Genomic DNA, 26,937 nt, shown 5'->3' on the forward strand with positions numbered 1-26,937 from the left:
ACGGCAGAGTCAATCGCCGAGCAGCCGGGAAAGATAGCGGGCAACCGCGCGCACGGCGGCCATGTTGTTGGAATAGTCCATACGGGTCGGTCCGAGCACGCCGAGCCTGGCGGCGTCGATCCCCGAACCTGCGTAACCGGTGGCCACGACGGATGCCTCGGAGAATGGGGAGACCGCGTTCTCGCGTCCGATCCGCACCGATACGCCGTACTGCTCTCTGTTCATCTCGTGGGCCATCTCACCGAACAGCTTCAGCAGCTCCACCTGCTCCTCGATCGCCTCCAGAACCGGCGTCACACTGCCTGTGAAGTCGTGCTCGGTTCGCACGAGGTTCGCTGCCCCCGCCATGATGAGGCGTTCCTGACGGGTGGCTTCGATCTGATCGACGATCACCTGACACAACGAGGCGGCTGTCTCCCGCGCCTGCGGGCTCCACCGTTCGGCGGGAAGGGTGGACGGAAGGCGACGCAGCACAGCCGCCGCATCCGCCAATCGCATCCCCGCGCTCTGGGCGTTCACCTGCGCGCGCACTTCGGCCAGGGCGTCCTCACCAAGGTCGCCCTCCGGTTCTGCCACGCCTTGCTCCACTACGCCCGAGTCGGCGATGAGCACGCACAACACACGGCGCGGGGCGAGCGGCACGAACTCGATGTGTCGCACGCGGGCGCGCGATACCGACGGGTACTGCACCAGTGCGACCTGGTGCGTGAGCTGTGCAAGAAGGCGAACGGTACGTGCCAGCACGTCGTCCACGTCGACGGACTGCCCCAGGAACACCTCGATCGCCTGCCGCTGGGCACTGGAGAGCGGCCGCAGCTCAGACATCCGGTCGACGAACAGCCGGTATCCCTTGTCGGTCGGCACGCGGCCGGAGGAGGTGTGAGGAGCGGCGATCAGATCCTCCTCCTCGAGCGCCGCCATGTCATTGCGGATGGTCGCCGCCGAAACGTCGAATCCGTGCCGCTCCACGATGCTCTTCGAGCCGACGGGCTCTCGGGATGCCACGTAGTCCTGCACGATCACCCGGAGGATCTCGAGGCTGCGTTCTGTCACCATGGCGCCAGCTCCCTTCCGGTCATCCACCCCGACCGGCATGCTATTGGCACTCCCGGCGGTCGAGTGCCAATCATATCGCGATGCACCGTGCGCGCGATGAGCGGCGCTGTGACGAACCGCAGTACACCGACATGAGAGGATTCTCAGGCCGACCAGGATCGCTACCTTTCGCTGAGCCGCACTCCTTCGGGTGCGGGTGCTATGGGAGGAGTCCGCGGATCGCGTCGCTGAACCGTTGCAGTCAGGCATGGCGGGCAGTACTTTTAGCGCTATCTCGCAAACGGCGAGACACGCATCCTGCATGCCCGTCGAAAGGCGCACGCCATGAGTGATCCGAACGTCCCTCAACAGCCGACCGGACAGAACCCGCAGCAGACTCCGCCCCCGTACGACCAGCAGCCACCACCTCCCCCTCAGTACGGCCAGCAGCCACCACCTCCCCCTCAGTACGGCCAGCAGCAGCCCCAGTACGGCCAGCAGCCTCCTCAGTACGGACAACCGCAATACGCAACTGCACCTGCGCAGCCACTGGCACCGGAGTCCGACAAGTCCGCCGCGATGTGGTCCCACATCGGCGGCATCGTCGGGTTCCTTCCGTCGTTGATCATCTGGCTGGTGCTGAAGGATCGTGGCCCGCGCACCAACGTCGAGGCGAAGGAGGCGCTCAACTGGCAGATCACCTTCACGATCCTCTACGTCGCACTCTGGATCGTCGTCGGGATCCTCAACGGCATCTTCTTCGCCGCCGGCCTCTGGTTTCTCCCCGGCATCCTCTCGCTTCTTCCGTGGGTTCTCTGGATCCTCAACGTGGTCTTCTCGATCATGGGCGGCGTGCGCGTGAATGCCGGCGGAAGCTATCGCTACCCCTGGAACTTCCGCTTCATCAAGTGATCGGATGACGAGGACGGCCGGCGCGGCGCGCCGTGCCGGCCGCATTCGCCGCTATCAGGATGTTCTAAGGTTGAGGGCCGTAATGCCACCGACCAAACGTTTTCGAAGGAGTTCGACATGAGCAACGTGCCACCCCCTCCCCCGCAGAATCCCTACCCGCAGAGCCAGGCGCGGCAAATGCAGCCAGCCGACGAGAAGCTGTGGTCGATGCTCATCCACCTGGGTGGCGCGATCATCTCGTTCCTCAGCTACGCGAGCCTCGCCTTCCTGCCCGCGCTGATCGGGTTCCTCGTGTTGAAGGACCGTGGCCCCTTCGTTCGTGAGAACACGAAGAACGCGCTCAACTTCCAGCTGACGATGCTGATCGGCGTCATCATCGGCTGGATCACGGCGTTCATCCTGATCGGATTCCTGATCCTCCTCGCCGTCTGGATCGTCAACATCGTGTTCAGCATCATCGCGGCTGTCAAGGCCAACCGCGGAGAGTACTACCGGTATCCGATGACGATTCAGTTCATCAAGTAGCAGTCAGCCGGCGCACGACGGCGTCGGCCAAAAGCCGCCCTGCACGAGTCAGTTCCACCGATCCGCGCAGGGCGGCTTTTGCGTCCACGAGGCCGTCCGCGATGAGGCCCGCCACCGCGGCACGGCCCGCGGCGTCGAGCGCACCCTTGGGCAAGCCGTCCCTGATGCGCACCCGCAGCAGCACGTCTTCGAAGGCGCGCGTGGCGGCATCCAGGGTCTCGCGTCCTGCCGCGGGCGACGTGCCGGAGAGCACCCGCTGCGCATAGGCGGCGGGATGCTTGACGTTCCACCAGCGCACGCCCCCGATGTGGCTATGCGCACCCGGGCCCACGCCCCACCAGTCATGACCGAGCCAGTAGCCGAGGTTGTGACGGGAGCGGTGCGTCGCATCCGTTGCCCAGTTGCTCACCTCGTACCACTCGAAGCCCGAGGACTCCAGACGGTCGTCGGCAAGCTCGTACATGTCCGCCTGCAGGTCGTCGTCCGGCTCCGGCACCTCTCCCCGGCGGATCTGCCGGGCCAGTTTCGTGCCGTCTTCGACGATGAGCGCGTAGGCCGAGAGATGATCGGGTCGGCACGCCAGGGCGGCGTCGACGGAGGTCGCCCAGTCGTCGAGGGATTCTCCCGGTGTGCCGTAGATGAGGTCGAGACTCACCTGGAGACCGGCATCCTTCGCCCAGCCGACGACCTGCGGCACGCGCCGCGGATCATGTGTGCGCTCGAGCGTGCGCAACACGTGCGGAACGGCCGACTGCATACCGAACGAGACTCGGGTGAAGCCGGCCGCGGCGAGATCGTCGAGGTAACGGGCATCCACGCTGTCGGGATTCGCCTCAGTCGTCACCTCGGCCCCAGGCGCGAGACCGATCGACTCTCGCACGGCGCCCAGCATCGAGTTCAGATGACCGGATGGCAGGAGGGTCGGTGTGCCGCCGCCGAAGAAGACCGTGGCAGCGGGCCGGGCCGGAACGCGGGAACGCTCCAGAATGTCGGCCGCGAAACGTACCTCGAGGGCCGCCTGCTCGGCGTAGTCCGCCTGGCGTACGCCACGCAGTTCGGTCGCGGTGTACGTGTTGAAGTCGCAGTAGCCGCACCGCACCCGGCAGAACGGTACGTGCAGGTACACCCCGAGGTCGCGCTCGTCCGCGCCCTCGGCTGCGCTGGGTGGCAGCAACCCGTCGACAGGCGCGGGATCAGCGATCGGAAGTGTGCTCGGCACCCTCGACCCCGTCGGAGTCATCACCCGTTTCAGCGGCCGGCGCATCGGCTGCACTCGTCGGCTGCGGTTCATCGTGCACCGCGACATCTGTTGCCGTGAGCTCCGCCGGCACGCTCTGCTCCGAGGCGCTCCGGCTCGGCGACTCCGCAGCGGCCTGGTCCGACGCGTCGCCTTCGGCCTCGGTGGCCTGCCCGACCGCCGGATTGCCTGTGACCGGGTGCAGCGCGCGCAGATAGCGCTTTGCGAGCTGAGTCTGCGAGACGAGCACGGCGGGGGCGATCATCTTGCGAACCCCACCGGCCGCACGGGAGAACGACCGCATCGTCAGCCACACGGAGTCGTCTTCGCGCTGTTCGAGCACGAACGACTCCTCGCCGGAGAGCGGATGCCCGTGCATCGTGCCATAACCGAAGCCGACGCGGTGCTCCTCCTCGATCACGTACACGACACGCACGGGAGCGTTCACGTGGAAGGGGCCGAACGGCAGGCGCAGCACCGCTGTCATGCCATTGGCGATGTACGGATGCCCGTCTTCGTCGAAGACCGCCTCCGTGCCGTGGTGCGGCTCCAGTCGCTCCGGAGTGCCATCGGCCGCATAGCGCACGCCGGCGTACTCCTCACCGGTTCCTGGATCCAGGTGAGTGACCTCGACGCCGCTTCCGCGCTGCACGCCCCAGGTCATGAGAGCGCGGGCCGACGTGGTGAATCGCTCGTCACCGCTGCCGAGACGAATCGAACGCGAGCGCGGGCGGTAGCCCTTCGGCGGATGCTGCGTGAGATCGTGTGCGAGGGTCGCCCCGACTGCGGCGTAGGTCACCGGCTGGTCGGTGAAGGTACTGCGTCGCATGGCCCCCCTTTTCGCCCGGGAAGTCTATCCGACGTGCCCACGGGCATCCTGAGCGCCGATGACATGCGCTTCAGGACGCCATCGAATGCGCTTCAGGACGCCGGCGAATGCGCCGGAGCTACTTCGACTTGTCTTTGCCCTCGACGTCGCCGGAGAGCGCGGCGATGAAGGCCTCCTGGGGGACTTCGACGCGACCGACCATCTTCATGCGCTTCTTTCCCTCCTTCTGTTTCTCGAGAAGCTTGCGCTTGCGGGTGATATCGCCGCCGTAGCATTTGGCGAGCACATCCTTGCGCATGGCGCGGATCGACTCGCGGGCGATGATCCGCGCGCCGATCGCGGCCTGCACCGGCACCTCGAACTGCTGACGAGGGATCAGCTTCTTCAACCGCTCGGTCATCATCACGCCATACGCGTACGCCTTGTCGCGATGCACGATGGCGCTGAAGGCGTCCACCTGCTCGCCCTGCAACAGGATGTCGACCTTCACCAGGTCGGCCTCCTGCTCACCGGAGGGTTCGTAGTCCAGGCTCGCGTATCCCTGCGTGCGGCTCTTCAGCTGGTCGAAGAAGTCGAACACGATCTCGCCGAGCGGAATCGAGTAGCGAATCTCGACCCGGTCTTCGCCGAGGTAGTCCATGCCGAGCATCGTGCCGCGTCGGGACTGGCACAGTTCCATCACCGTGCCGACGTAGTCCTTCGGCGTGAGGATCGCGGCCTTCACCATCGGCTCGCTCACCGTGCGCACCTTGCCGGTCGGGTATTCGCTGGGGTTCGTGACCGTGACCTGCTTGCCGTCCTCCGTCTCGACGTCGTAGATCACACTCGGAGCCGTGGTGATGAGGTCGAGACCGAACTCTCGCTCCAGCCGTTCCGTGACGATCTCGAGGTGCAGCAGGCCGAGGAAGCCGCAACGGAAGCCGAAACCGAGTGCGACGGAGGTCTCCGGTTCGTAGACGAGCGCGGCATCGGAGAGCTTGAGCTTGTCGAGCGCGTCCCGCAGTTCGGGATAGTCGCTGCCGTCGATCGGGTACAGCCCGGAGAACACCATGGGCTTCGGGTCGGTGTAACCGGCGAGCGCTTCGGTCGCCGGCTTCGCGGCGTTCGTCACGGTGTCGCCGACCCGCGACTGGCGCACGTCTTTCACGCCGGTGATGAGGTATCCGACCTCGCCGACGCCGAGCCCCTTCGTCGGCACCGGCTCCGGCGAGCTGACACCGATCTCGAGCAGCTCGTGCGTCGCACGGGTCGACATCATCTGGATGCGCTCCCGCGGCGTCAACTGGCCGTCAACCATACGCACGTAGGTCACGACGCCCCGGTAGCTGTCGTAGACGGAGTCGAAGATCATGGCGCGCGCAGGCGCATCCTTCCGCCCCACCGGCGCCGGTACGAGCTCCGTCACCCGGTCGAGCAGGGTGTCGACGCCCACGCCCGTCTTGCCGCTGACCCGCAGCACATCGTCTGAGCTGCCGCCGATCAGATCGGCGAGCTCCCTGGCGTACTTGTCGGGCTCCGCGGCGGGCAGGTCGATCTTGTTCAGCACCGGGATGATCGTCAGATCGTTCTCAAGCGCGAGGTACAGGTTCGCAAGCGTCTGCGCCTCGATTCCCTGCGCGGCATCCACCAGCAGAATCGCGCCCTCGCAGGCGGCGAGCGACCGCGAGACCTCATAGGTGAAATCGACGTGTCCGGGGGTGTCGATCATGTTGAGCGCATAGGTGTCGCCCTGGTATTGCCACGGCATGCGCACCGCCTGGCTTTTGATCGTGATGCCGCGCTCGCGCTCGATGTCCATGCGATCGAGATATTGAGCGCGCATCGCCCGCTCCTCGACCACACCGGTCAGTTGCAGCATGCGGTCGGCGAGCGTGGACTTGCCGTGGTCGATGTGCGCGATGATGCAGAAATTGCGGATGCGCGCCGGCTCGGTCGCGGCAGGCTCGAGAGCCTTGAAGGCACGTGGGGACATCGTTCGGCAATTCTCCCATGAACCCGACTGTGCTCAGGGCGGGTGCCGCCCGCGCCAGTTGTCCGAGCGCCGCGAGCGCCGAACTACGAGACGAAGCGCTCCGAGCGTTCCACGACGACGCCGTGTCCGTCACGCCAGGCGTACACCTCTGCACCCGAGATGAACACCTGTTCGGCCCGGCTCATCACCTCGAGCGGGTCCCCGGACCACAGCACCAGGTCGCCGTCGAGTCCGGTACGGATGGCGCCGATCCGGTCGTCCAGGCCCAGGAAGGACGCGGGATTCACGGTGAGCGCTTCGAGTGCGATCACCGGGTCGAGGCCCTCCTTCACCGCCAGCGAGGCCTGATGGACCAGGAAATTGATCGGCACGACGGGATGATCCGTGGTGATCGCGACCCGCACCCCGGCGGCGGCCAGCTTGCCGAGGTTGGCGATCGCACGGTCGCGCAGTTCCACCTTCGAGCGTGAGGTGAACATGGGTCCGTAGATGACCGGCACGTCTCGCTCGGCCAGCACGTCGGCGAGCTTCGCGCCCTCCGTTCCGTGGTTGATGACCAGGCGGTACCCGAATTCGTCGGCCAGGCGCAGCGCTGTGGCGATGTCGTCGTGGCGGTGCACGTGCTGATCCCAGGCGAGCTCGCCATCGAGCACCCGGGTGAGCGTCTCCTTGGCGAGGTCCCGAGCGAACGGTTCGCCCTTCGCCGCAGCGGCGTCTCGCGCCGCCGCATAGTTCTGCGCATCCACGAACGCCTGCCGCAGCACGTAAGCGACCCCGAGTCGTGTGCTCGGCGTCTGCTTCTTCTCGCCGTACACGCGCTTCGGGTTCTCACCGAGAGCGGACTTCACGCTCACGGCCTCTTTGATGACCTGCTCGTCGATGGTGCGTCCGCCCCAGGTCTTGATGGCCACGGTCTGGCCGCCGATGACGTTGCCGCTTCCCGGTTTCACCACGACGGAGGTGATGCCGCCGCTCAGTGCGTCGCGGAAGCCCTCGTCATCGATGTCGATGGCATCGATGGCGCGCACGCCCGCGGTGTTCGGGTCGGTCATCTCGTTGGTGTCGTTGCCCGCGCTGCCGTTGGCCTCCTCATGGATGCCGACGTGCCCGTGGGACTCGATGAAGCCGGGCAGCAGCCAGCGGCCTTCGGCATCCACGACCCGAACGCCCTCGGGAGGAGCGATATCCGATCCGACAGCGGTGATGATGCCGTGCTCGACCACGACGGTGCCGTTCTCGATGGGGGCGGAGGCGACAGGGACGATGCGGGCTCCTACGATGGCGATGGATGCTGCGTGTGCGCTCATCCCTCCACCCTATGAGCGGTCGGGGCTCGGCCGACCGGAGCCCGCTCTCGTCGCACGAGCTGTTCGAGCTCGTGCGCGACAGCACCGCGAAAGCCGGCCTCGCGCCGGGCCGTGAGAGGGCATCAGCGATTCGTGTGAGCGAGACGGCGTCTGGTATCGTTGTCTGCTGGCTTGCGTGTGGTTCCTGACCGCACGAAATGTCGCCTGACGCCCTCTCTCGTCTCGCGACACATCCCATCTCCGCATCTCGAACGAAAGACGTATCCACTCGTGGCAAACATCAAGTCGCAGCTGAAGCGCATCAAGACCAACGAGAAGGCTCGCGAGCGCAACAAGGCCGTCAAGAGCGAGCTCAAGACCGCGGTGCGCTCCACCCGCGAGGCTGTCGCCGCCGGTGACAAGGACAGGGCCGCCGCCGCGCTGGCGCAGGCAAGCAAGAAGCTGGACAAGGCCGTCAGCAAGGGCGTGATCCACAAGAACCAGGCCGCCAACCGCAAGTCGGCGATCGCCAAGCAGGTCGCTTCGCTCTGAACCGTTAAGAGCGAACCGGTCAACGGCGAATCGTTGACAGCGAGCCGTTAGCCTCGAGCCGCTGGCGAGACGTGCCGCTCGCGGCCGGCGCAGAGAACTCACGGGAACCCCGTCTTCGGACGGGGTTCCCGGCATTTCATGCAAGCACGCCTGTTGCCTCGAGCGCGCCCGCTGCCTCGAGCCCACGAGTTGCCACAAGCCTACGAATTGCCACAAGCCTATGAATTGCCACGAGCACTGAGCACACCGATCATGCGTTCGAGCGCGTACTCGGGGTCGCGTCCGGCGCCCTTCACGTTGGCGTCGGTGTCGGCCACGGCCTCGATGCCGCGTGCGAGTCCGTCCTCGGTCCACCCCTGCAGGTCGCGACGCGCGCGATCCACCTGCCACGGAGCCAGACCGAATTGCGAAGCGAGCTGAGCGGAACTGCCACGCGCGCCGTACAACTTCGCCATGGTTCGCAGCTTGCTGGCGAAGGCGGCCACCATCGGCACCGGGTCTGCGCCGGAGGCCAACGCGTGCCGCAGCGTTATCAGCGCCTCACCGTAGCGGCCGGCGAGGGCGGCATCCGCCACTCGGAAGGCATTGGTCTCCACGCGGCCGCCATAGTAGCGGTCGACGGTGGACTCGGTGACTTCGGCGCCGGCATCCGAGATGAGCTGCTGGCAGGCGGCCGCCAGCTCGGCGAGATCGTCGGAGAACGCGCTCGTCACGGCCCGAAGAGCGCCCGGAGTGATCCGCTTGCCCGCCATACGGAACTCGGCCTGTGCGAAGTCGTACTTGTCGGCATCCCGTTTCAATTCCGCGCAGACGACTTCGACTCCGCCGCCCGCGCCCGAACGGATGGCGTCGAGGAACCGCTTGCCGCGCTGGCCACCACCGTGCCGGATGAGAACGGTGGTGTCGTCAGCGGGTGCCTGCACGTATGCCACGAGGTCGTCGACGAACGCGTCGTTCGCGCGCTCGGCGCCGGCCACCCTGATGAGTCGCGGTTCACCGAACAGCGATGGACTCGCCACGGATGCCAACTCACCGGCCGCATAATCCGCGGCGACGATGTCGGTGACCTCGAGGCTCGGATCGGCCCGGCGCAGCGAATCCCGCAGAATGCGGATGGCTCGCTCGGCCAGCACCGTCTCGGTGCCACTGATGAGCACGATGGGCGCCTGCCGCACCTGATGCCACGCCAGCTGCGGAATCACCGTCTTCACGCTCGTGGAGCGTGAAGAGGATCCCCGCGCCGAACTCCCGCGTGCTGAGGGCGACCGGGGCGTCGATGTACGCGAACCCGTCGATCGGGAGCCCGCTCCGCCTGTTCTCGCCGCCACTGCTCCGACTCCGTTCGCCCGTATTCGTGCTTCCGGTCAAGCCTATTCGGCGCGACCGACGCGGCGTGGCCGCCCATCGAATACTCCAGCGTCCGATGGCATCCTGCATCGCGCCGAGCCATCTGCGTGCTCGTACGCCGTCATCCGGGCCTGGCGAGTTCGGCGGGAGTCGCGTGCCGTCGCGTCCAGGTGTGCAGGCCGCCTGCGCCGTCGGCGGAGACCATGAGCATGCCTTCGACGTCGGTGCGCATCATTTCGCTGCCCGAACGGTGCAGGATGCCCAACGCCGTCGCAGTGGGATGGCCGTAGTCGTTCCCTGCCCCACACGAGATGAGCGCGACCGCCGCTTGCAGGTGCCGATACAGCGACTCCGCCTGATCGCGTGACCCGTGGTGCGCGACCTTGACGACGTCGACGCGAGGGACCCGGCCGGTCTTCAGCAGGGCATCCTGTGCCCGTTCGTCGAGGTCGCCGAGAAACAGCGATCGGATGCCGTCGCCACTGAACAGCACCGTTACGCTTTGTTCGTTGCCCGGCTCCATGCCGTGGGTATCGACGTCGGGCCACAGCACTCGCCACGCCAGGTCGCCGAGCCGACCGGAGTCGCCGGTACGCGCCACGTGCACCGTGGCGCCGGCCTGCTTCAGTTCCTGCTCCATGCTGTGACCCCGCGCGTCGGAGGTCGGGCCGATCATGGCGACGCCGACCTTGCCGACGACGGCCTGCGTGCCGCCGACATGGTCCAGGTCGTAGTGGGTCAGCACGAGCAGGTCGATCCGTTCGACACCGAGATCGTTCAGGCAGGCGGACAACCGTGCTGGATCGGGGCCGGTGTCGACAAGGGCATGAGCACCCCTGCTACTCAGGAGCACTGCGTCGCCCTGACCGATGTCACAGGCCGCGATCGACCATGCGCCCGGCCTATCGATGGTCTCGGCGAGCTGCGAACCGGCAATCCCGGCGAGTGAGCAGACCGAGATGGCGACTGCAGCTGACAACGCGGCGATGCGTGCAGCGCGAGCGACCCGGTGTACCGGGCGCGCGACGATCAGCGCGATCGCCACGGCGAGCACCGCCATGAGCACGACGCCCAACGCGCCGCCGGCCCAGCCGATCCCGCTCGACGGCAGGGCCGAGCTGACTCTGGCCACGGCAGCGATCCAGGCGGACGGCACCCATGCCAAGTGGGCCAGCAGTGCGCCGACGGGTGCCCAGAGGGGAATGGCGATGCAGGATGCCAGCCCCAGCACGGTCGCTACCGGCGCGGCCGGTTCCGCGACGAGATTCGCGAGGACGCCGTAGAGCGGCACCGTCGGGTTGAGCATGAGCAGCACCGGCTGGCACGCGACCTGCGCCGCGATCGGCACGGCGAGCATCGTCGCCAGGCGGGACGGCATCCATCGGACCAGCCGCTCCGACAGCGGTGGTGCCAAAAGCAGCAGTGCGCCGGTGGCCAGAACCGAGAGCGCGAAGCCGTAGCTGACCGCGAGCCACGGATCGATGACGAGCAATCCGACGACGGCGAGTGATAGCGCGGGAACAGCGCGTCCCGGCCTGCCGGCCCAACCGCCGAACACGATCACGGCCGCCATCACCGCCGAACGGAGCACGCTGGGCTGCGGGGTGACGAGCACGACGAAGCCTGCCAACGCCGTGAGAGCGGCAACCGCCCTGGCGCCCCTGCCGAAGCCGATCGCGGCCGCTGCCGCGCCGACCAGCGACACGACCACTGCGCAGTTTGCGCCGGACACCGCGGTGAGATGGGTTAGGCTCGCCTGTTTCATGTCGTCCGACAGGGAGGACGGGAGTTCGTGCACGTCGCCGATGGCGAGTCCCGGCAGGAGGGCACCTCCGTCGCCCGGCAGGTCGCGTGCCTGCTCGGAGAAGGCGGAACGTACGGAGTCGGCGGCAGCGAGCATCGCGGGTGGGGGCGCCTGCGCCCGTGGCCGAGCGGTGGCGTAGACGAGCGCCGCCGTTTCGGACGACGTCGGCAGTACATTCATCGTTCCGTTCACGGTGACCGTTTCGCCGATGCGCACGCTGGTGCCGGCGGGCGCGAACACGAGTACCGGCATTCGCGCTGCGTACGAAACGGTTCCGGCCGTCATGCCGACTGCCGTCGCGGAGAACCGTATGCCCGACGCACCGGGCGCACGCGCCGCGCCGCCGCTCGGCGACTCCTGCGCGACGGAGGCGACCTCGAGGCGGAAGGCGACGGTGTGGTTCGTCAGCCGGGAGGCCGCGTCCGGATGCCTGGCAGGCATCGCCGCGGCTGCTGCGCTCGCGACCAGTGCCGCGGTGGCCGCACAGACGCACACGGCAGCGGCGATGGCGGATGCCCGGCCGTGCGCGTCGCCGTGACTCGACGTAGCCGACATCCGGAGCGCCACGCCCGCTGCGGCGGCCGCCACCGCGAGCACCCAGAGTCCGAGCGCCAGCCACCAGCCGTTCGGCAGCGCGATCGCGACGGCGCTGCCCAGCCACGCCGCGACCGCCGGAATGGCGAGCCTCAGGTCGATCATCGGACGGCACCGCGCATCAAGTCGAACCCGCGCATCAGACGCTCACCAGATCTTTGAGCCCATCGAACGTCCGCTGGCCGATTCCGCTGACGTTCATCAGGTCGTCGATCGACGTGAAACGCCCGTTCTGCGTACGCCAGGTCAGGATCTTCGCGGCCATTGCAGGCCCCACCCTCGGCAGCGTCTCGAGTTGCTCCTTGGTCGCCGTATTCAGGTTCACTTTGCCGCCGGCCACAGTGCCCTGCGCCGCACCGGCCCCTGCGGCACCGCCCGGATCAGGCTGCACCGGATCACCGACGTGCGGCACGACGAGTTGTTCTCCGTCGGTGAGAGGCCGAGCGAGGTTCACGCCGGACTGCTCGGCATCCGAGGTCATACCGCCCGCGGCCCCGACCGCGTCGACCACCCGGGTCCCGGCCGGAAGCGTGTACAGCCCGGGTCGCGAGACGGCCCCGAGCACGTGCACGTACAGCACCGCCGCCGGTGTCGACAACGGCGTGCTCGTGCCTGAGTCGCCTGCCGTCATGCTGACCGCGGGAACGTGCCCGGTGTCGCCGCGCGGCGAGAGCATCCCCACCAGCACTGCCGTGGCGAACGCTGCGATCAGCAGCACGGCCGCTGCGCCGACTCCCATCCGCACTTTGACGGAACGAGGTACCGCACGCGAACGCGGAGCGAGCTGGTCGAAGGGGTCGTCGGCATCCACTCCCGCGACGCTAGGGCGACACGAGAGGACTGGACGGCGCGATCAGCGGAAACGGGGGCAACGGCGGCGGCAGTCGCCCTGTGGAGGAGGAGCCGCGCAATCAGGCGCTAAGCGCTCACTTCTTCGTCGCGATGTTCACCACGCGAGGCGGACGCGCGATGACCGCCGCCACCTCTCGGTCGCCGAGTGCACGTTGAACAGCTTCGGATACCCGAGCCAGCGCCTCCAATTCCTCGGCACCGATACGTGGTGACACCTCGAGGCGGTCCCGTACCTTGCCGTCCACCTGAACGACTGCGGTGACCGACTCCTCCACGAGCAGGCTGGGGTCCGCCTTGCGCCAGGTCTGCGCGGCCACGGGCGCCTCGTACCCGAGCGCCTGCCACATATCCTCAGCGGTGTACGGCGCGAACAAGTTGAGCGTGAGCGCGACGGTCTCCGCCGCTTCGCGCACCGCGGCATCCTTCGGCCCGGGCCCGGAGTCGATCGACTTGCGCGTCGCGTTCACCAGTTCCATGAGCCTGGCGATCACCACGTTGAACTTGATGGACTCGATCAGGGTCGGTGCGTCGGACAGGAACCGGTGCGTGATGCGCCGCAGCGTAACGTCGCCAGCGCGCCAGTCGACCTCCGGGTCGCTTTCGACATCACGCGCAAGGCGCCAGGCGCGCGCCAGGAACTTGGCGCTGCCGGCTGCCGAGACATCCGCCCAGTCGATGTCGTCCTCGGGCGGCCCCGCGAATGCCAGCGTGACGCGTAGCGCGTCCGCACCGTGCTGTCGCAACTCGTCGGCGAACTCGACGAGATTGCCCTTCGATTTGCTCATCGCCGCACCGTCGAGGATGACCTGCCCCTGGTTCAGGAGAGAGGTGAATGGCTCCGTGAACGATAGGTAGCCGAGGTCGAACAGCACCTTCGTGACGAAGCGCGAGTACAGCAGGTGGAGGATCGCGTGCTCCACGCCGCCCACGTACTGGTCTACGGGTGCCCATTTCTCCACCTCGGCGGGATCGAACGCTCGGCCGCTGTCGTTCGCCGACAGGTAGCGCAGGTAGTACCACGAGCTGTCGACGAACGTGTCCATGGTGTCGCTGTCCCGCGTCGCGGGGCCGCCGCACTTCGGGCACTCCACGTTCGACCACTCGGTCGCAGCGCCGAGCGGGCTCGTGCCCTTCGGCTTCAGGTCCAGACCCTCGGCGTCGGGCAGCAGCACCGGCAGCTGGTCCTCGGGCACTGGTACCTCGCCGCACTCCGGGCAATGGATGATCGGAATCGGCGTACCCCAGTAGCGCTGGCGCGAGATGAGCCAGTCGCGCAGCCGGAAGTTGCGCGATGCGTGCCCGATCGACGCAGCATCCAACGCCTCGATGATGCGATGGATCGCGTTGTTCTTGCTCAGGCCGTTGAACGGGCCCGAATTGATCAGGCGCCCGTCCCCCGTCAGCGCCACGCCTGTCGACGCGGGATCCAGCGGCGGCAGGTCTTCGGGCAGGAGCGCCTCTCCGGTCTCGGGATCGGTCGGGATCACCGGTATTGCGCCGGTCACGGGCGCGTTCGTGTCGACGACGACTCGCACCGGCAGACCGAACTCGCGCGCGAAGTCCAGGTCGCGCTGGTCGTGCGCCGGTACGGCCATGATCGCGCCGTGGCCGTATTCGGCCAGCACGTAGTCCGCGGCCCAGATCGGCAGACGCTCGCCGCTCAGCGGGTTGATCGCATACCGCTGGAGGAATACGCCAGTCTTCGCGCGGTCCGTGCTCAACCGGTCGATGTCGGTGATCGACTGCGTCTCGCGCAGGTACTCGTCGAATCGCTCGCGCACCTCGGAGGCGGCATCCTGCACGAGCTCGGTCGCAAGGTCGGACTCGGGCGCCACGACCATGAACGTCACGCCGTAAAGCGTGTCGGGCCGCGTCGTGTACACGGTGACCGGCTCGTCGCGACCTTCGATCTTGAAGTGCACATCGGCACCGATCGACCGGCCGATCCAGTTGCGTTGCATGGTCAGCACACGAGGCGGCCATGCTCCTTCCAGCTGATTGAGGTCGTCGAGCAGCCGATCCGCGTAGTCCGTCACCCGGAAGTACCACTGGGTGAGCTTCTTCTTCTCGACCAGGAACCCGCAGCGCTCGCAGTGTCCGTCGATCACCTGTTCGTTGGCAAGGACGGTCTGATCGTTCGGGCACCAGTTGACGGAGCCGTCCTTGCGGTACGCCAGTCCCTCTTCATACAGCTTGAGGAAGAGCCACTGGTTCCACTTGTAGTACTCGGGGTCGCTCGTGTGCAGCACGCGACTCCAGTCGAATGAGGGCGCATAGAGGCGGAAGCTGCGCTTCTGCTGCGCGATGTTGTCGTAGGTCCAGCCGCGGGGGTCGATGCCGCGTTTGATCGCGGCGTTCTCGGCGGGCAGCCCGAAGGAGTCCCAGCCGATCGGGTGCAGCACGTTGAAGCCCTGCTGCCGCCAGTAGCGAGCGACGATGTCGCCGAACGCGAACGCTTCGGCATGACCCATGTGCAGGTCACCCGAGGGGTACGGGAACATGTCGAGCACGTACTTGCGCGGACGGTTGTCACCGGGAACGTCCGTGCGGAACGGACGCAGCTCCTCCCACACCGGCAACCACTTCGCCTGGATGGTGGCGAAGTCGTACCGGGCGTCGGGGGCCACTCGCTCGTCGTGTTGTGACACGTCGCTCTCAATCTCTGTGCGGGAAAGGTGTGCGGACCCCGGCGTCCGCACGGAAAAAGGGGGCGTGGAAAAGATTACCCGTTCAGTGAAGGCCTAGCGCTGCGAGCAGAGCCGCCGCCTTCAGCCGCGTCTCGGCGAGCTCGTTCTCGGGCACCGAGAGCGCGGTGATGCCGCCGCCCGTTCCGATCGTGGCCACTCCCCTCGTCATCACGATGGTGCGGATGACCATGGCGAACTCGGCGGACCCGTCCAGCCCAAGGCGACCCAGGCATCCGCTGTACACGCCACGTGGTCCCCCTTCGAGCTCGTGAAGGATGTCCATAGCGCTGAGCTTGGGTGCACCGGTCATCGACCCGGCGGGAAAGCAGGCATGCAGCACATCGAGCGCGTCGACGTGCAGCGCCAGCTCCGCTCGCACCGTGCTGACGAGTTGGTGCACGTGGGTGTGCGTCTCCACCGCGAGGAGCTCGGGAACGCACACACCGCCGACGCGCGCCACCCGACCGAGGTCATTGCGCATGAGATCGACGATCATCAGGTTCTCGGCGCGCTCCTTGGGGTCTTCGCCAAGCTCCTGCTTCAAGACGGCATCCTCGTGCTGGGACGCGCCACGGCGTCTCGTTCCCTTGACCGGCCGCGTCACCGCGACCCCGTCGTGCACTTGAAGGAACAGCTCGGGAGACGCGCTCAACACGCACACGTCGTCGATGCGGACGAACGCGCCGTGCACGGCGTGGGAGATGCGCCGCATGCGCTTATAGACGTCGACCGGGTCGACAGGGGTGGATACCTGCACCTCGTTCGTGAGACACAGCTGGTATGCGTCGCCTGCGCGAATGGACGCCTGGCACTCCTCGATCATGTGCAGGTAGTCGTGGTCGGTGTGCCGCCACGACGGTTCCGATGGTCGCAGAGCCTCCGGACGCTCCGCGAGCAGCGGATCCTCGTGCGGCGATGCGCTCGGGCAAGCGTCGTCATCCGCCTCGGTCGCCTCGGATATCGCGCGGAGCCTCTCGCCCATCGCGACTGCCCAGGCGCGCCCGTCGGCGTCGTCGAGGAACCACAGTCCGGCCCTGCCCGTTGCGTGGTCGATCTCGACGACACGATCAGCGGCCAGCATCGCGGCATCCGGATATCGTGACGATTCGGTGGCGACCCCGAGCCTTCGCGCACCGTACTCGTAACCGAGCCAGCCGATCCAGCCCAACGGGCAGGCGCCGGTCACGACGTCCGATCGGTCGATCGCCACCTGCCGCTCGTGTAGCCAGGAGCGCAAGGCAGCCTCGAACGTGCCAGCCACGGGTACCCGCTCGTCTCCTAAGAGACGTACCAGCGTCTCACCCGCCAGCAGCCAACTCGGCCGTACGGCTGAGGCTGCACCGAGGTAGCTGAAACCGGTCGTCGCGCGGACGCCTGCATCCAACCAGAATGCGAGGCGTTCCCCCGAGAACACGGTCTCGAACACCCGCTCGGCGTTGAGAAGAACGGGAAGCCGTTCTCGGCGCATGGGCACCGCCGTGCCCTGCACCGAGAACGGCTCCCCGTCATCGCCCTGGAGTTCAGCGCGGAGGTCGGACGTCACGTGCTGCAGGTCCGGCCGGGCTTCTGTCCACCTGGTTCCGGCCTACTTGAAGAGATTCTTCGAGGCCAGCCACTCCTTCGCGATCTGGGCGGCGGACTCCTTCGCGGAGCCGGAACTCTTGTCGTTCATCGTCACCAGATCGTCCGTGGTCAACGCGCCGGAAATCTTGTTGAGCACGTTCTGCACCGTTTCGGTGACCTTGCTCTGGTTGATGATCGGCACCACATTCTCGGCGATGATGATGTTCTTCGGGTCTTTCAGCGTGACGAGGCCGTTGTCCTTGATCGCGGAGCTCGTCGTGTAGATGTCGGCGAGCTGCACAGTTCCGTCCAGGAGAGCCTTCACAGTGAGCGGCCCACCGCTGTCGCTGATCGGGTCGAGCGTCGCTGTCACCCCGTACGCGGACTTCAGCCCCTTGATTCCGTACGGCCGGTCTGCGAACTCCGGGTTCGCGCCCACGGTGAGCGGAACCGTGACCTTCTTGAGATCGGAGAGGCTCGTCACCCCGTACTTCTCTGAGAACGCCTTCGTGACGTTGTACGAGTCCTTGTCTTGCGCCTTCGACTGGGCAAGCACCTCGAAGCCCTTCGGGAGCGCGTCGCTCAGGGCCGCGTAGACGTCGTCGCTGGACTGCGCCGTGCTCTTGGCGTTGTAGTACTGCAGAAGACTCCCGGAGTACTCGGGCACCAGATCGATCGAGCCGTCCTGAAGCGCCTTCAGGTACACCTCGCGGGCGCCGATGTTGGGCTTGATGCTCGCATCGACCCCATTGTCTTTCAGTGCCTGGGTGTAGATCTGCGCAATGATCTCGGACTCGGGGAAGTTGGCCGAACCGACCACGATGGCGCCGCCTGACTTCGACGCAGGGGTCGACGAGGAGCTGAGGGGGTTGCCCGACGAGCAGCCGGCAAGAGCGAGGGCGCTCACCGCCGCGACGGCTACGAGGGCGATAGCGCGTGTTCTCAGTGACATGGTGCTTTCGCTTTCTTCTGTGGGGCCGGACCGCGTTCGCGGTTCAGCCTGCTGTGGTGGATTGCGAGGTCGTGGCGACCCTCTTGGATGACCGCACGCGAACGTCGGACGCACGCCCGACGACGACCCCGCGCGGAACGACGAGACGCTGAAAGACGACGAAGATGCCATCGGCGATCAGCGCGAGCAGGATGACGAGCACAGACGCGCCGAGCATCTCGGCGTAGTTCTGCACGGCGTATCCGTCGTAGATGAATCGGCCCAGCCCGCCGAGCGGCAGGTAGGCCGCAACGGTCCAGGTCGCGATGACCTGCAGACACGCCGAGCGCACGCCGCCGATGATGATCGGCATGGCCAGCGGCAGCTCGACCTTGACGAGCACCTGCCGGCCCGTCATGCCGATCGACTTGGCTGCATCGATCGTCGCCCTGTCCACGGCATCCACGCCCGCGTAGGCGCCGGCCAGCAGCGGCGGCAGTGCGAGCACCACCATGACGATGAGCGGTGGACCGAGGCCAAGCCCCAGCCAGAGCGCGATCAGCAGGAGCACGCCGAGAGTCGGCAGGGCGCGCAGAGCGCCGGAGAGCTGCACGGCAACCGCTCGGCCTTTGCCGGTGTGCCCCACCGCGACACCGACCGGCACGGCGATGGCCGTGGCGATCACGAGCGTGATCAGTGTGTACACCACGTGCTCACCGACGCGGTTCGGGATGCCGCCTGACCCGGCCCAGTTGGCGGGGTCGATGAGCCATGAGAGCGTCGAGCTCCACAGATTCATGCCGCGCCCGCCATCTTGGGCTCGGGGGTGACCACTGCGCTTCGAGCGCGTCGGTTGCGGCGCTTCCAAGGCAGAAGCAGCCGGCCGATCAGGGCGAGCATCAGGTCGAAGACCACGGCGATCACGATGGTTCCGACGATGCCGACGATGATCTCCAGCGGGAAATCGCGCTGGAATCCGTCGAGGAACAGATACCCGAGGCTAGTGACACCGATGACTGAGCCGACGCTCAGCAGGCTGATCGTGCTGACCGAGACCACTCGGATGCCGGAGAGCAGCACCGGCCCCGCCAGTGGAAGCTCCACCGACCAGAACCGCCGCCACGTGGAGAATCCCACTGCTGTGGCCGACAACTTGACGTCGATGTCGACGGAGGCGAAGGCATCCGATGCCGTACGCACCATGATCGCGAGCGCATACATGCTCAGTGCGACCACGATGTTCAGCGGGTCGAGGATGCGCGTGCCCAGGATTCCTGGCAGCACGATGAAGAGTGGCAGCGACGGTATCGCATAGAGCAGGCCCACGATGGCGAGAACCGTGCCGCGGCCGGCCTGGTAGCGGTTGGTGAGCCACCCGACCGGGATGGCGAGGATGAATCCGACCACGATCGGCACCGCGGACAGGCCCGCATGAACCAGGGTCAGCTGCCAGACCTGACCCGCGTTCTCGATCAGCCAGTTCACGGCTGCCGATCACCCTGCGCCGAAGCACCCGAAGCGGTGGCGGCCGCTCCGGCCTCATCATCGTCTCCGGCCCCACCGCCGGATGCGGGATCGCGAACGAGAACGCCGGCCAGACGGCCGTCGCCGTCCACGACGACATCGCGGCCGGACTCCGACTTCAGGTGCAAAACGCGCTTGCCGCGATCCGCACCCACGAATCGGGCGACGAACTCGTCGGCGGGATCGGCCAGGATCTGCTCGGGCGTTCCGACCTGAGCCACGATGCCACCCGGCTTGAAAATGACGATCTGGTCACCCAGCAGGAGCGCCTCGTCGATGTCGTGCGTGACGAAAACGACGGTTTTGTCGAGTTCTCGCTGCAATCGCACGAGTTCATGCTGCAACTCGGCGCGTACCAGCGGATCGACGGCCCCGAACGGCTCGTCCATCAGCAGGATGTTCGGGTCGACGGCCAGCCCTCTTGCCACTCCGACGCGCTGCTGCTGGCCGCCGGAGAGCTGGCTCGGGTACCTGTCTGCGAGCGAACGGTCAAGACCGACAGTGTCCATGAGTTCGAGCGCCCGCGCCCGGGCCTGTCTCCGGTTCACTCCCTTCAGGAGCGGCACGGTGGCGATGTTGTCGGCTACCTTGCGATGCGGAAGAAGACCGGAGTTCTGCATGACGTAGCCGATGCTGCGCCGTAGTCCGACCGGTTCCAGCGTGGCGAGGTCGTCGCCGTCGATCTCGATCGTGCCGATCGTCGGGTCGATCATCCTGTTGATCATGCGCAGGATCGTGGTCTTACCGCTCCCGGACGAGCCGACGAGAACGGTGGTCTTGCGCGAGGGGATGACGAGACTGAAGTCCCGCACCGCGACGGTGCCGTCAGCGAATTGCTTGGTCACCGATCGGAATTCGATCACCGGACCACTATGTCGTACCCCACCGACATTCGCGGCGATGCTCAGGAAATACGCCGTAACGGGTGGCAGTCGTGCCCGACGCCCGACCCGGGTGAAGGAGCCGGACGCGACCTAAAGGTAGTACTTCTCCAAGTAGGCGATCGCGACGACGCCCGCCTCGGCGAGCACGAGATCGTCGCCCCTCGACTCGCGCAGATAGGCGCGCTCGATCAGTGACTCCGCCATCTGGCAGGCGATGTCGAGCCGGAACACGAGCTCGTCGCTGTAGGCGAAGCCGTAACTGGCGACGAGAATCCCGGCGAGGCGTTCGGCGAACTCGTGCACGTGATCCACGGTCGCCACACCCTCGTCGACCCCACGCACCTCCTCGAACCGCATGATGCGGAAGCCGGGCTCGGTGCGGAACATGCCGGCGAATCGGTCGACGAGCACGGCGATGGCATCTTGCCAGGTCGCGGGCTGATTGCGTTCAAGCTCGTCGGAGGCCGCCTGGCGATATCGCCTCACCGCGCGATCGCGCAATGCGGCGAGCAGGGCGATGCGATCCGGGAAATAGCGATAGACCGTGCCGATCGACGCGCGGCTGAGTTCGGCCACCTGAGCCGTCGTGAGGCGATCGAAGCCGACCTCGTCGACCACGGATGCCGCCGCGTCGAGAAGGGCGTCGATCCGCGCCAGACTCCGCTCCTGAGCCGGTTCGACACGAAGTGCACCCGCGTTCACCGACTCGTGCGTACCGACGAGGATCTCCTCGATCATCTTCCGGCCAACTCCTACTCTCCGTGCGCGATGCAGCGCCCGCTCGACGAATCCGTCGGATGCGACGGTACCCGACTGTTCTTCATGTTCCTATAGGCGATTGAGGGTCGGCCGTGCGAGCTTGCTCGCGTGGCCGGCCCGATTGAGTCCTGTGAGCGGTGCAGCCGCGATAGAGGCGATTGAGGGTCGGCCGTGCGAGCTTGCTCGCGTGGCCGGCCCGATTGAGTCCTGTGCGCCGTGCAGCCGCGATAGAGGCGATTGAGAAGTCCACTTCTCGCCGAGGTCGCGGCCCGTGAAAGACTGTACCGATGGCCCGACGTCCCCGCTCCGTGACGAGGATGCACCGTGCCGCGCGCATCGAGGACGCCTTCCACGGATTCCGCGCGCGACGGGCGCTGAAGCGCGGCTACCTGCCGACTGTTCTGTCGTACACGGGCTACGGAACGACCGAATGGATCCGGGTGCTCGGCCGCGTCGTGCTGGCGAAGGATCCGCGCCCTGGGTCGCGCGCCGAGCGCAAGAATCGCAAGCGCGAGGAGAGCGTGCGAGGGTGGCGCAGCTTCATCAGCGTGCCGTACAGCGAGGTCGACGTCGTCGTCGAGGTCGACGGCACGAGCCACGCGGTGCGACCCGACCGCGGCGGCGTCATCGACGAGGTGATCCCCGTGCGACTCGAACCCGGCACCCACACGGTGACACTGCGTGCGGGCACCAGCGACCACGCCGCGGCCTCGCCGGTGCTTGTGGCTGCTGACGAGGCATCCTTCGGCTTGATCTCCGACGTGGACGACACCGTCATGGTGACAGCGCTCCCCCGGCCGCTGCTGGCGGCGTGGAACACGTTCGTGCTCGACGAACACGCGCGGGTGCCTACGCCGGGCATGGCGGTGCTGCTGGAACGCCTTGCCGCGACGCATCCGAACGCTCCGGTGCTCTACCTCTCGACAGGTGCGTGGAACGTGGCGCCGGCGGTGACCCGCTTTCTCTCCCGCAATCTCTTCCCACCGGGGGCCCTGTTGCTGACCGACTGGGGACCCACGCACGATCGGTGGTTCCGCAGCGGCCGTGAGCACAAGGTGCAGAGCCTGCAGCGTCTGGCGCGAGAGTTCCCGAGCGTCAAATGGCTGCTGGTCGGCGACGACGGTCAGCACGATGAGGCGATCTACGCGCAGTTCGCGAAGGAACACCCGGGCAACGTGGCCGCCGTGGCGATCAGGCGGCTTTCCAATGCCGAGTCGGTGCTCGCGGGCGGCCGGTCGGCTGCGGACAAGCACGCCCAAATCGGCGATGCGCAGACCAGTGGTGTCCCGTGGGTGTACGGAGCTGACGGTGCCGATCTGCTGGCCCAGTTGAACGAGCTCGGGATCCAGGCCTAGATGCCGGCCTAGATCCGATCGATCCGGCGATCGCGACGAACTCTGTCGCAGGCTGCTGTCATGATGAGCGGATGACCGCCCAGCGCGAGCAGGCATGGTTGCGCGCGGAACGCCTTCGTTCGCAGTATCTGAACGGCCGTGCAGCCACTCCACTCGAAGTCGTCCGAGCGCTGGCTGCCGTTCAGGCGCAGAACGGCACGGCAGCCAGATGGGCGATCGGCGTGCGCTCGCCCGGATGCGTGCAGGCCGACATCGAGCGGCTCTTCGAATCCGGCGACCTGGTGCGTTCGTGGACGATGCGCGGCACGCTGCACATCGTTGCAGCTGAGGACCTCGGCTGGATGCTCGCACTCACGTCGGCCAGGCAACGCGCCGCCGTCGCACGCGAGGCTCGTCTTCGCGGCATGGACGAATCAGAGCTCGAGCGGGCGTCCGATCTGATCGCCCAGGACGTGACCCAGAACGGCCCCCGCACGAGAGCGGAAACGCTGAGCACGTTGGAGCGCTCGGGCATCGCCGTCGGCGACGAGCGCGGATACCGCTTCATCAGAGACGCTGCACTGCGCGGACGCGTGGCGTGGGGACCGATGCGCGGAAAGCAGCCGCAGCTCGTTCTCGTGCGAACCGGCGGTGATCACGACCGCGACGACTCGCTGGCGAGGTACCTGGAGCGATACGTCGCGGGACACGCACCCGCGACCGTGCGTGATTTCGCCTGGTGGTCGGGTCTCACGCTCTCCGAGGCTCGCCGTGCGCGCGACGCGGCAGGTTCGGCGATCGAGACAGTGGGTGATGAGGAATGGCTGGTCGCCTCCGGCCGAATGACGGAGGCCGCAGCGGCGGCTTCTGCGCCCGAGGGGGTGCACGCGGTCCCGGGTTGGGATGAATACGTGCTCGGCTATGGAGACCGCAGCCCGGTGCTCGCACCCGAGTTCGCGCGCCGCGTCTCCGCGACCGGCAACGGGGTCTTCCTCCCGGCAATCGTCTCGGCCGGGCGCGTCGTAGGCACGTGGCGACAGAGTCTCCAAGGATCGCACCTCGTCGCGGAGGCACAGCCGTTCACGCGGCTGACGGCCGTGGAGCGGCGTGGCTTCGCGGCATCGGCGGAGCGGCTCGCCCGGTTCCTCGGCCTCGAGCATGCTCGAAAACCGAAGCCGCGATAGGCGAAGGGTCGCGATAGGTTCGGGCGTATGGCCGACGTGACGGATGCTCCGGTGCCCACAGACGACGCCATGCCTGAGACATATTCTCCACGCCGTCTCGAGGCGTACTCCGACGGGGTCTTCGCGATCGCGGCGACACTTCTGGTGCTCGATCTCAGCGTCTCTGCTTTCCACCTCCATGAAAGTGACTCGTCGGATGCCGTGTGGACGGCTCTGTGGGACTACGGCGGCACCTTCGTCAGTTTCGTGATCAGCTTTCTGATCCTCGGCGTGTTGTGGGGAATCCACGTTCGGCAGTTCGAGTTCGTGAAACGCGTCGACCAGGTGGTGCTCACCCTCAACACGTTCCGATTGCTCGGGGTCGTGCTCGTGCCGTTCACGACGACGCTTTCGGACAACTTCAGTGGAACCGTCCCCGGCCGCTTCCTCCTGCCACTCAACTTCTTCTACGTCGTCACCGTCGGCCTGTGGCAGTGGTGGTACATCTCCTCGCCTGTGCGGGACCTCGCCCCGCACCTCTCCGACCGGTACCGGCGCATCTCCCGCCGCAATACCCTGGTCGCCGCGATCATGTCCGCGGTCGTCGCCGTCGCGTCGATCTGGATCGGCTCGTACGCGTTCCTGCTCTTCCTGCTGAACAATGTCGTCGACGTGGTCGAGCGCCGTGCGGCCAAAAAGGAGCCGGGTCGCCGCACGCGCGCCGAGCGACGAAGGGCCCGCTGAGCGACTGCATCGGCGACTGAGACGCCTTCTCCGCAGTTCTGCTGCGGCCCATAGCATGTCCCCATGCCGAAAGCCGCGCGCGGTCTCGTGCTCGCCTGTCATCCCGGGCCTGCACTCGTGGTCACGTTGGTCGCAGGCGTGCTCGGTGCATCCGTCGGCTATCCCCTGGCGAGAGTGGTGCTCCTCGCCGCGGCGATGTTCGCCGATCAGCTCTCCGTCGGCTGGTCGAACGACTGGATCGATGCGGATCGTGATCGCTCGGTGGGTCGCGCCGACAAGCCCATCGCTGTCGGGCTGGTCTCTCGCCCAATCGTCGGCGTTGCCGCGTGGATCGCTCTGACCGCCGCTCTCGCACTCACTGTGCCGCTTGGCGCGCCCGCGCTCGTGACCCACGCGATCGCCGTCGGCAGCGCGTGGAGCTACAACGCGTGGCTGAAGCGCACCGTATTCTCGGTGATTCCCTACACCGTGAGCTTCGGCCTGCTGCCTGCCATCGTCACCCTCGGGTCGATCGAGCCGGCGATTCCGGCGTGGTGGGTCGTGACGGCTGGATGCCTGCTCGGCGTCGCGGCGCACGTCACGAACGTGCTCCCCGATCTCGAGCAGGACCGCGTCACCGGCGTTCGCGGATTCGCACACGTGCTCGGCGCTCGCGCGGGCGGGCTGCTCGCCTTCGGCGTTCTCGCGGTGGTCGGCATCGTCATCGCGGTCGGCGCTGTCGGGATCGGTGGACTGCACGGCGGTGCGGCGGTGCTGGTTCTCATCGGCAGCGCGATCACCGTGCTGATCGCCGCGGCCGGCGTGCTGCTGACACTGCACGGCGAGCGCTCGCGCTGGCTGATGCGCCTCATCATGGCCGCTGCGGTCATCGATGTCATCGCACTGGTGGCTGCTGGTCCGGTGCTGTCGGGGTGATCGGCACCGCGGATGCGCCCGGTCGAGCTTTTGGTGGCGCGCCGGGCGCGGTGAGACCGGTGGCAGGCGGCGTGTTCCCGGGGTCTGAAGCGGCGCCCGCCGAACGATGCCTGTTCTGAATGCCGATACCTGACACCACACCACCGGCCAGCAACAGACCGATGCACACGAGCAGAACGCGCTGAAGCCCGGACTGTGCGAGAGGGCCCGCAACGATGAATCCGGCGCACGCGATGGCGATCAGACCTGCTATGCGCGCTACCGCGTTGTTGATCGCCGATCCGATCCCTGCATGCTCGGGCGGCACGGCGCCGAGGATGGCGGCCGTGAGCGGCGCGACGGTGATGGACAGCCCGAGGCCGAACACGAGTATTCCCGGAAGCAGTTCGTACCAGTAATCGACGCGCGTTCCCATGGAGAGCATGAGCGCGTAGCCCCCCGCGGCGACGACCGGACCGACCGCCATGAACAGCCGGGGTCCGACCTTGCCTGACAATGCTCCGAAGCGGCCAGAGAGCAGGAGCATCACGACGGTGGACGGGATGAGCGCCAGCCCGGCGAGCGTGGCCTTGTAACCGGCTACCTCCTGCAGGTAGATGCCGATCATCAGCGTGCCCAGGGACAAGGCGGCGTAGACGACGAGCGTTGCGAGGTTGCCGACGCCGAAGTTGCGGATGCGGAAGAGAGCGAACGGGAGCATCGGCTGCCGGGAGCGCAACTCGACGATCGCGAACGCGGCGAGTGACAGGCATCCGATCGCGCCGATCCCCCAGACCAGAGGGCTCGACCAGCCGGCCTGCCCTTGTTCGATCAGCGCGAAGACGACACCACCGAGCCCCAGCGCCCCGAGTGCGGCCCCGAGGTAGTCGATGTGGCCGTGCGCGTGCTCGTGGTCCAATTGCACACGCCACAGGATGATCACCGTCGCGGCGATGGGCACCGGATTGATCCAGAACACGAGCCGCCATGAGAGCGTGTCGACGAAGACCCCGCCGAGCAATGGACCTGCCAGCATGGCGGCCGAGGTCCAGGCGGTCCAGCGTCCGATCGCTTTCGGCTGGTCGTCCGTGCTGAACACCTGGATGATCAGAGCCAGCGAACTGGGCACGAGGAGCGCGCCCGCTGTTCCTTGCAGTGCGCGGAACACGACGAGCGACACGCCGTCCGGCGCAAGCGCACAGGCGATGGAGGCGACGCCGAAGCCGAACAGTCCGATCATCAGGATGCGTTTGCGCCCGAAGGCATCGGAGAGCGAGCCTGCGAGGAGGATGAGCGCGCCGAGGGTGATGAGGTAGGCATCAACCACCCACTGCTGCAGCACGAGCCCCCCGCCCAACTCGCGTTCGATTGCGGGCAGGGCGACGTTCACGACCGATCCGTCGAGGAACGCGACGAGGGATGCCAGGATCGCCACGGTCAGCACCGCACGTTGCAAGGAGCTCATCCGGGTCAGTCAAGCACTCACCCCCGTCATGCGTGCTGTCGGTC

The 26,937-nt window shown here is 66.9% G+C and carries 23 protein-coding genes; 7 read left to right on the forward strand and 16 right to left on the reverse strand.

The window, feature by feature from the left end; all coding sequences use genetic code 11:
- Nucleotides 1–9: 9 nt before the first annotated feature.
- Nucleotides 10–1,056, reverse strand: coding sequence for an HrcA family transcriptional regulator (hrcA, locus tag ACYVDK_RS13330; RefSeq protein ID WP_460522508.1), 1,047 nt, complete (start codon nucleotides 1,054–1,056; stop codon nucleotides 10–12).
- A 324-nt stretch (nucleotides 1,057–1,380) separates the two neighbouring features.
- On the opposite strand from hrcA, the gene ACYVDK_RS13335 reads away from it, so the two are divergent.
- On the forward strand, nucleotides 1,381–1,947 hold the full coding sequence (locus ACYVDK_RS13335) for a DUF4870 domain-containing protein (protein ID WP_460522510.1): 567 nt from the start codon (nucleotides 1,381–1,383) through the stop codon (nucleotides 1,945–1,947).
- Nucleotides 1,948–2,064: 117 nt separating this feature from the next.
- Nucleotides 2,065–2,472, forward strand: a complete 408-nt coding sequence (locus ACYVDK_RS13340; protein WP_460522512.1) for a DUF4870 domain-containing protein — start codon at nucleotides 2,065–2,067, stop codon at nucleotides 2,470–2,472.
- Here the strand turns inward: ACYVDK_RS13340 and hemW are convergent.
- The 4 genes from hemW to ACYVDK_RS13360 all read right to left on the reverse strand — a co-directional run bounded on the left by hemW (nucleotide 2,465) and on the right by ACYVDK_RS13360 (nucleotide 7,817).
- Complete coding sequence (hemW, locus tag ACYVDK_RS13345; RefSeq protein WP_460522514.1) at nucleotides 2,465–3,691, reverse strand: coproporphyrinogen-III oxidase family protein; 1,227 nt, start codon at nucleotides 3,689–3,691, stop codon at nucleotides 2,465–2,467. The two genes, ACYVDK_RS13340 and hemW, sit on opposite strands and share 8 nt — an antisense overlap.
- Nucleotides 3,666–4,538, reverse strand: a complete 873-nt coding sequence (locus tag ACYVDK_RS13350; RefSeq protein ID WP_460522516.1) for a DUF1990 family protein — start codon at nucleotides 4,536–4,538, stop codon at nucleotides 3,666–3,668. The genes hemW and ACYVDK_RS13350 overlap by 26 nt, the downstream gene beginning before the upstream one ends.
- A 118-nt stretch (nucleotides 4,539–4,656) precedes the next feature.
- Nucleotides 4,657–6,510 carry an elongation factor 4 gene (gene lepA / locus ACYVDK_RS13355; RefSeq protein WP_460522518.1) on the reverse strand — a complete coding sequence of 618 codons (1,854 nt, stop codon included), beginning with the start codon at nucleotides 6,508–6,510 and terminating at the stop codon, nucleotides 4,657–4,659.
- A gap of 83 nt (nucleotides 6,511–6,593) precedes the next feature.
- On the reverse strand, nucleotides 6,594–7,817 hold the full coding sequence (locus ACYVDK_RS13360) for an amidohydrolase (RefSeq protein ID WP_460522520.1): 1,224 nt from the start codon (nucleotides 7,815–7,817) through the stop codon (nucleotides 6,594–6,596).
- 270 nt (nucleotides 7,818–8,087) lie between these two features.
- Between ACYVDK_RS13360 and rpsT the strand changes: the two genes are divergently transcribed.
- Nucleotides 8,088–8,348: a 30S ribosomal protein S20 gene (gene rpsT / locus ACYVDK_RS13365; RefSeq protein WP_460522522.1), complete on the forward strand. Its 261-nt coding sequence runs from the start codon at nucleotides 8,088–8,090 to the stop codon at nucleotides 8,346–8,348.
- Nucleotides 8,349–8,566: 218 nt separating this feature from the next.
- Here the strand turns inward: rpsT and holA are convergent, their stop codons facing one another.
- The 10 genes from holA to ACYVDK_RS13415 all read right to left on the reverse strand — a co-directional run bounded on the left by holA (nucleotide 8,567) and on the right by ACYVDK_RS13415 (nucleotide 21,272).
- Nucleotides 8,567–9,559 carry a DNA polymerase III subunit delta gene (holA, locus tag ACYVDK_RS13370; protein ID WP_460522524.1) on the reverse strand — a complete coding sequence of 331 codons (993 nt, stop codon included), beginning with the start codon at nucleotides 9,557–9,559 and terminating at the stop codon, nucleotides 8,567–8,569.
- A gap of 257 nt (nucleotides 9,560–9,816) precedes the next feature.
- On the reverse strand, nucleotides 9,817–12,198 hold the full coding sequence (locus ACYVDK_RS13375; RefSeq protein WP_460522526.1) for a ComEC/Rec2 family competence protein: 2,382 nt from the start codon (nucleotides 12,196–12,198) through the stop codon (nucleotides 9,817–9,819).
- Nucleotides 12,199–12,232: 34 nt separating this feature from the next.
- On the reverse strand, nucleotides 12,233–12,904 hold the full coding sequence (locus ACYVDK_RS13380; RefSeq protein ID WP_460522528.1) for a helix-hairpin-helix domain-containing protein: 672 nt from the start codon (nucleotides 12,902–12,904) through the stop codon (nucleotides 12,233–12,235).
- A gap of 115 nt (nucleotides 12,905–13,019) precedes the next feature.
- On the reverse strand, nucleotides 13,020–15,593 hold the full coding sequence (gene leuS / locus ACYVDK_RS13385; protein ID WP_460522530.1) for a leucine--tRNA ligase: 2,574 nt from the start codon (nucleotides 15,591–15,593) through the stop codon (nucleotides 13,020–13,022).
- An 82-nt stretch (nucleotides 15,594–15,675) separates the two neighbouring features.
- Complete coding sequence (gene pabB, locus ACYVDK_RS13390) at nucleotides 15,676–17,175, reverse strand: anthranilate synthase component I family protein (protein WP_460522532.1); 1,500 nt, start codon at nucleotides 17,173–17,175, stop codon at nucleotides 15,676–15,678.
- 42 nt (nucleotides 17,176–17,217) lie between these two features.
- On the reverse strand, nucleotides 17,218–18,147 hold the full coding sequence (locus ACYVDK_RS13395) for an ABC transporter substrate-binding protein (RefSeq protein WP_460522534.1): 930 nt from the start codon (nucleotides 18,145–18,147) through the stop codon (nucleotides 17,218–17,220).
- Nucleotides 18,148–18,190: 43 nt separating this feature from the next.
- Nucleotides 18,191–18,925 carry an ABC transporter permease gene (locus ACYVDK_RS13400; RefSeq protein WP_460522536.1) on the reverse strand — a complete coding sequence of 245 codons (735 nt, stop codon included), beginning with the start codon at nucleotides 18,923–18,925 and terminating at the stop codon, nucleotides 18,191–18,193.
- Nucleotides 18,922–19,611, reverse strand: coding sequence for an ABC transporter permease (locus ACYVDK_RS13405; RefSeq protein WP_460522538.1), 690 nt, complete (start codon nucleotides 19,609–19,611; stop codon nucleotides 18,922–18,924). Before ACYVDK_RS13405 ends, ACYVDK_RS13400 begins: the two co-directional genes overlap by 4 nt.
- Nucleotides 19,608–20,513 (reverse strand): ABC transporter ATP-binding protein, encoded by a 906-nt coding sequence (locus tag ACYVDK_RS13410; protein WP_460522540.1) that lies wholly within the window; start codon nucleotides 20,511–20,513, stop codon nucleotides 19,608–19,610. Before ACYVDK_RS13410 ends, ACYVDK_RS13405 begins: the two co-directional genes overlap by 4 nt.
- 111 nt (nucleotides 20,514–20,624) lie before the next feature.
- A complete protein-coding gene (locus ACYVDK_RS13415; RefSeq protein ID WP_460522542.1) occupies nucleotides 20,625–21,272 on the reverse strand; it encodes a TetR family transcriptional regulator in 648 nt (215 codons plus the stop codon).
- Nucleotides 21,273–21,580: 308 nt separating this feature from the next.
- On the opposite strand from ACYVDK_RS13415, the gene ACYVDK_RS13420 reads away from it, so the two are divergent.
- The 4 genes from ACYVDK_RS13420 (at nucleotide 21,581) to ACYVDK_RS13435 (ending at nucleotide 25,449) form a co-directional block, all read left to right on the forward strand.
- Complete coding sequence (locus ACYVDK_RS13420; protein ID WP_460522544.1) at nucleotides 21,581–22,648, forward strand: App1 family protein; 1,068 nt, start codon at nucleotides 21,581–21,583, stop codon at nucleotides 22,646–22,648.
- Between the two features lie 71 nt (nucleotides 22,649–22,719).
- Complete coding sequence (locus ACYVDK_RS13425) at nucleotides 22,720–23,811, forward strand: winged helix DNA-binding domain-containing protein (RefSeq protein WP_460522546.1); 1,092 nt, start codon at nucleotides 22,720–22,722, stop codon at nucleotides 23,809–23,811.
- Between the two features lie 27 nt (nucleotides 23,812–23,838).
- Nucleotides 23,839–24,534, forward strand: a complete 696-nt coding sequence (locus ACYVDK_RS13430) for a TMEM175 family protein (protein ID WP_460522548.1) — start codon at nucleotides 23,839–23,841, stop codon at nucleotides 24,532–24,534.
- A 63-nt stretch (nucleotides 24,535–24,597) separates the two neighbouring features.
- Nucleotides 24,598–25,449: a UbiA family prenyltransferase gene (locus tag ACYVDK_RS13435; RefSeq protein ID WP_460522550.1), complete on the forward strand. Its 852-nt coding sequence runs from the start codon at nucleotides 24,598–24,600 to the stop codon at nucleotides 25,447–25,449.
- Here ACYVDK_RS13435 and ACYVDK_RS13440 read toward each other — a convergent pair.
- Complete coding sequence (locus tag ACYVDK_RS13440) at nucleotides 25,409–26,893, reverse strand: MFS transporter (RefSeq protein ID WP_460522552.1); 1,485 nt, start codon at nucleotides 26,891–26,893, stop codon at nucleotides 25,409–25,411. The two genes, ACYVDK_RS13435 and ACYVDK_RS13440, sit on opposite strands and share 41 nt — an antisense overlap.
- Nucleotides 26,894–26,937 lie beyond the last annotated feature (44 nt).

This window comes from Humibacter antri (assembly GCF_054777235.1).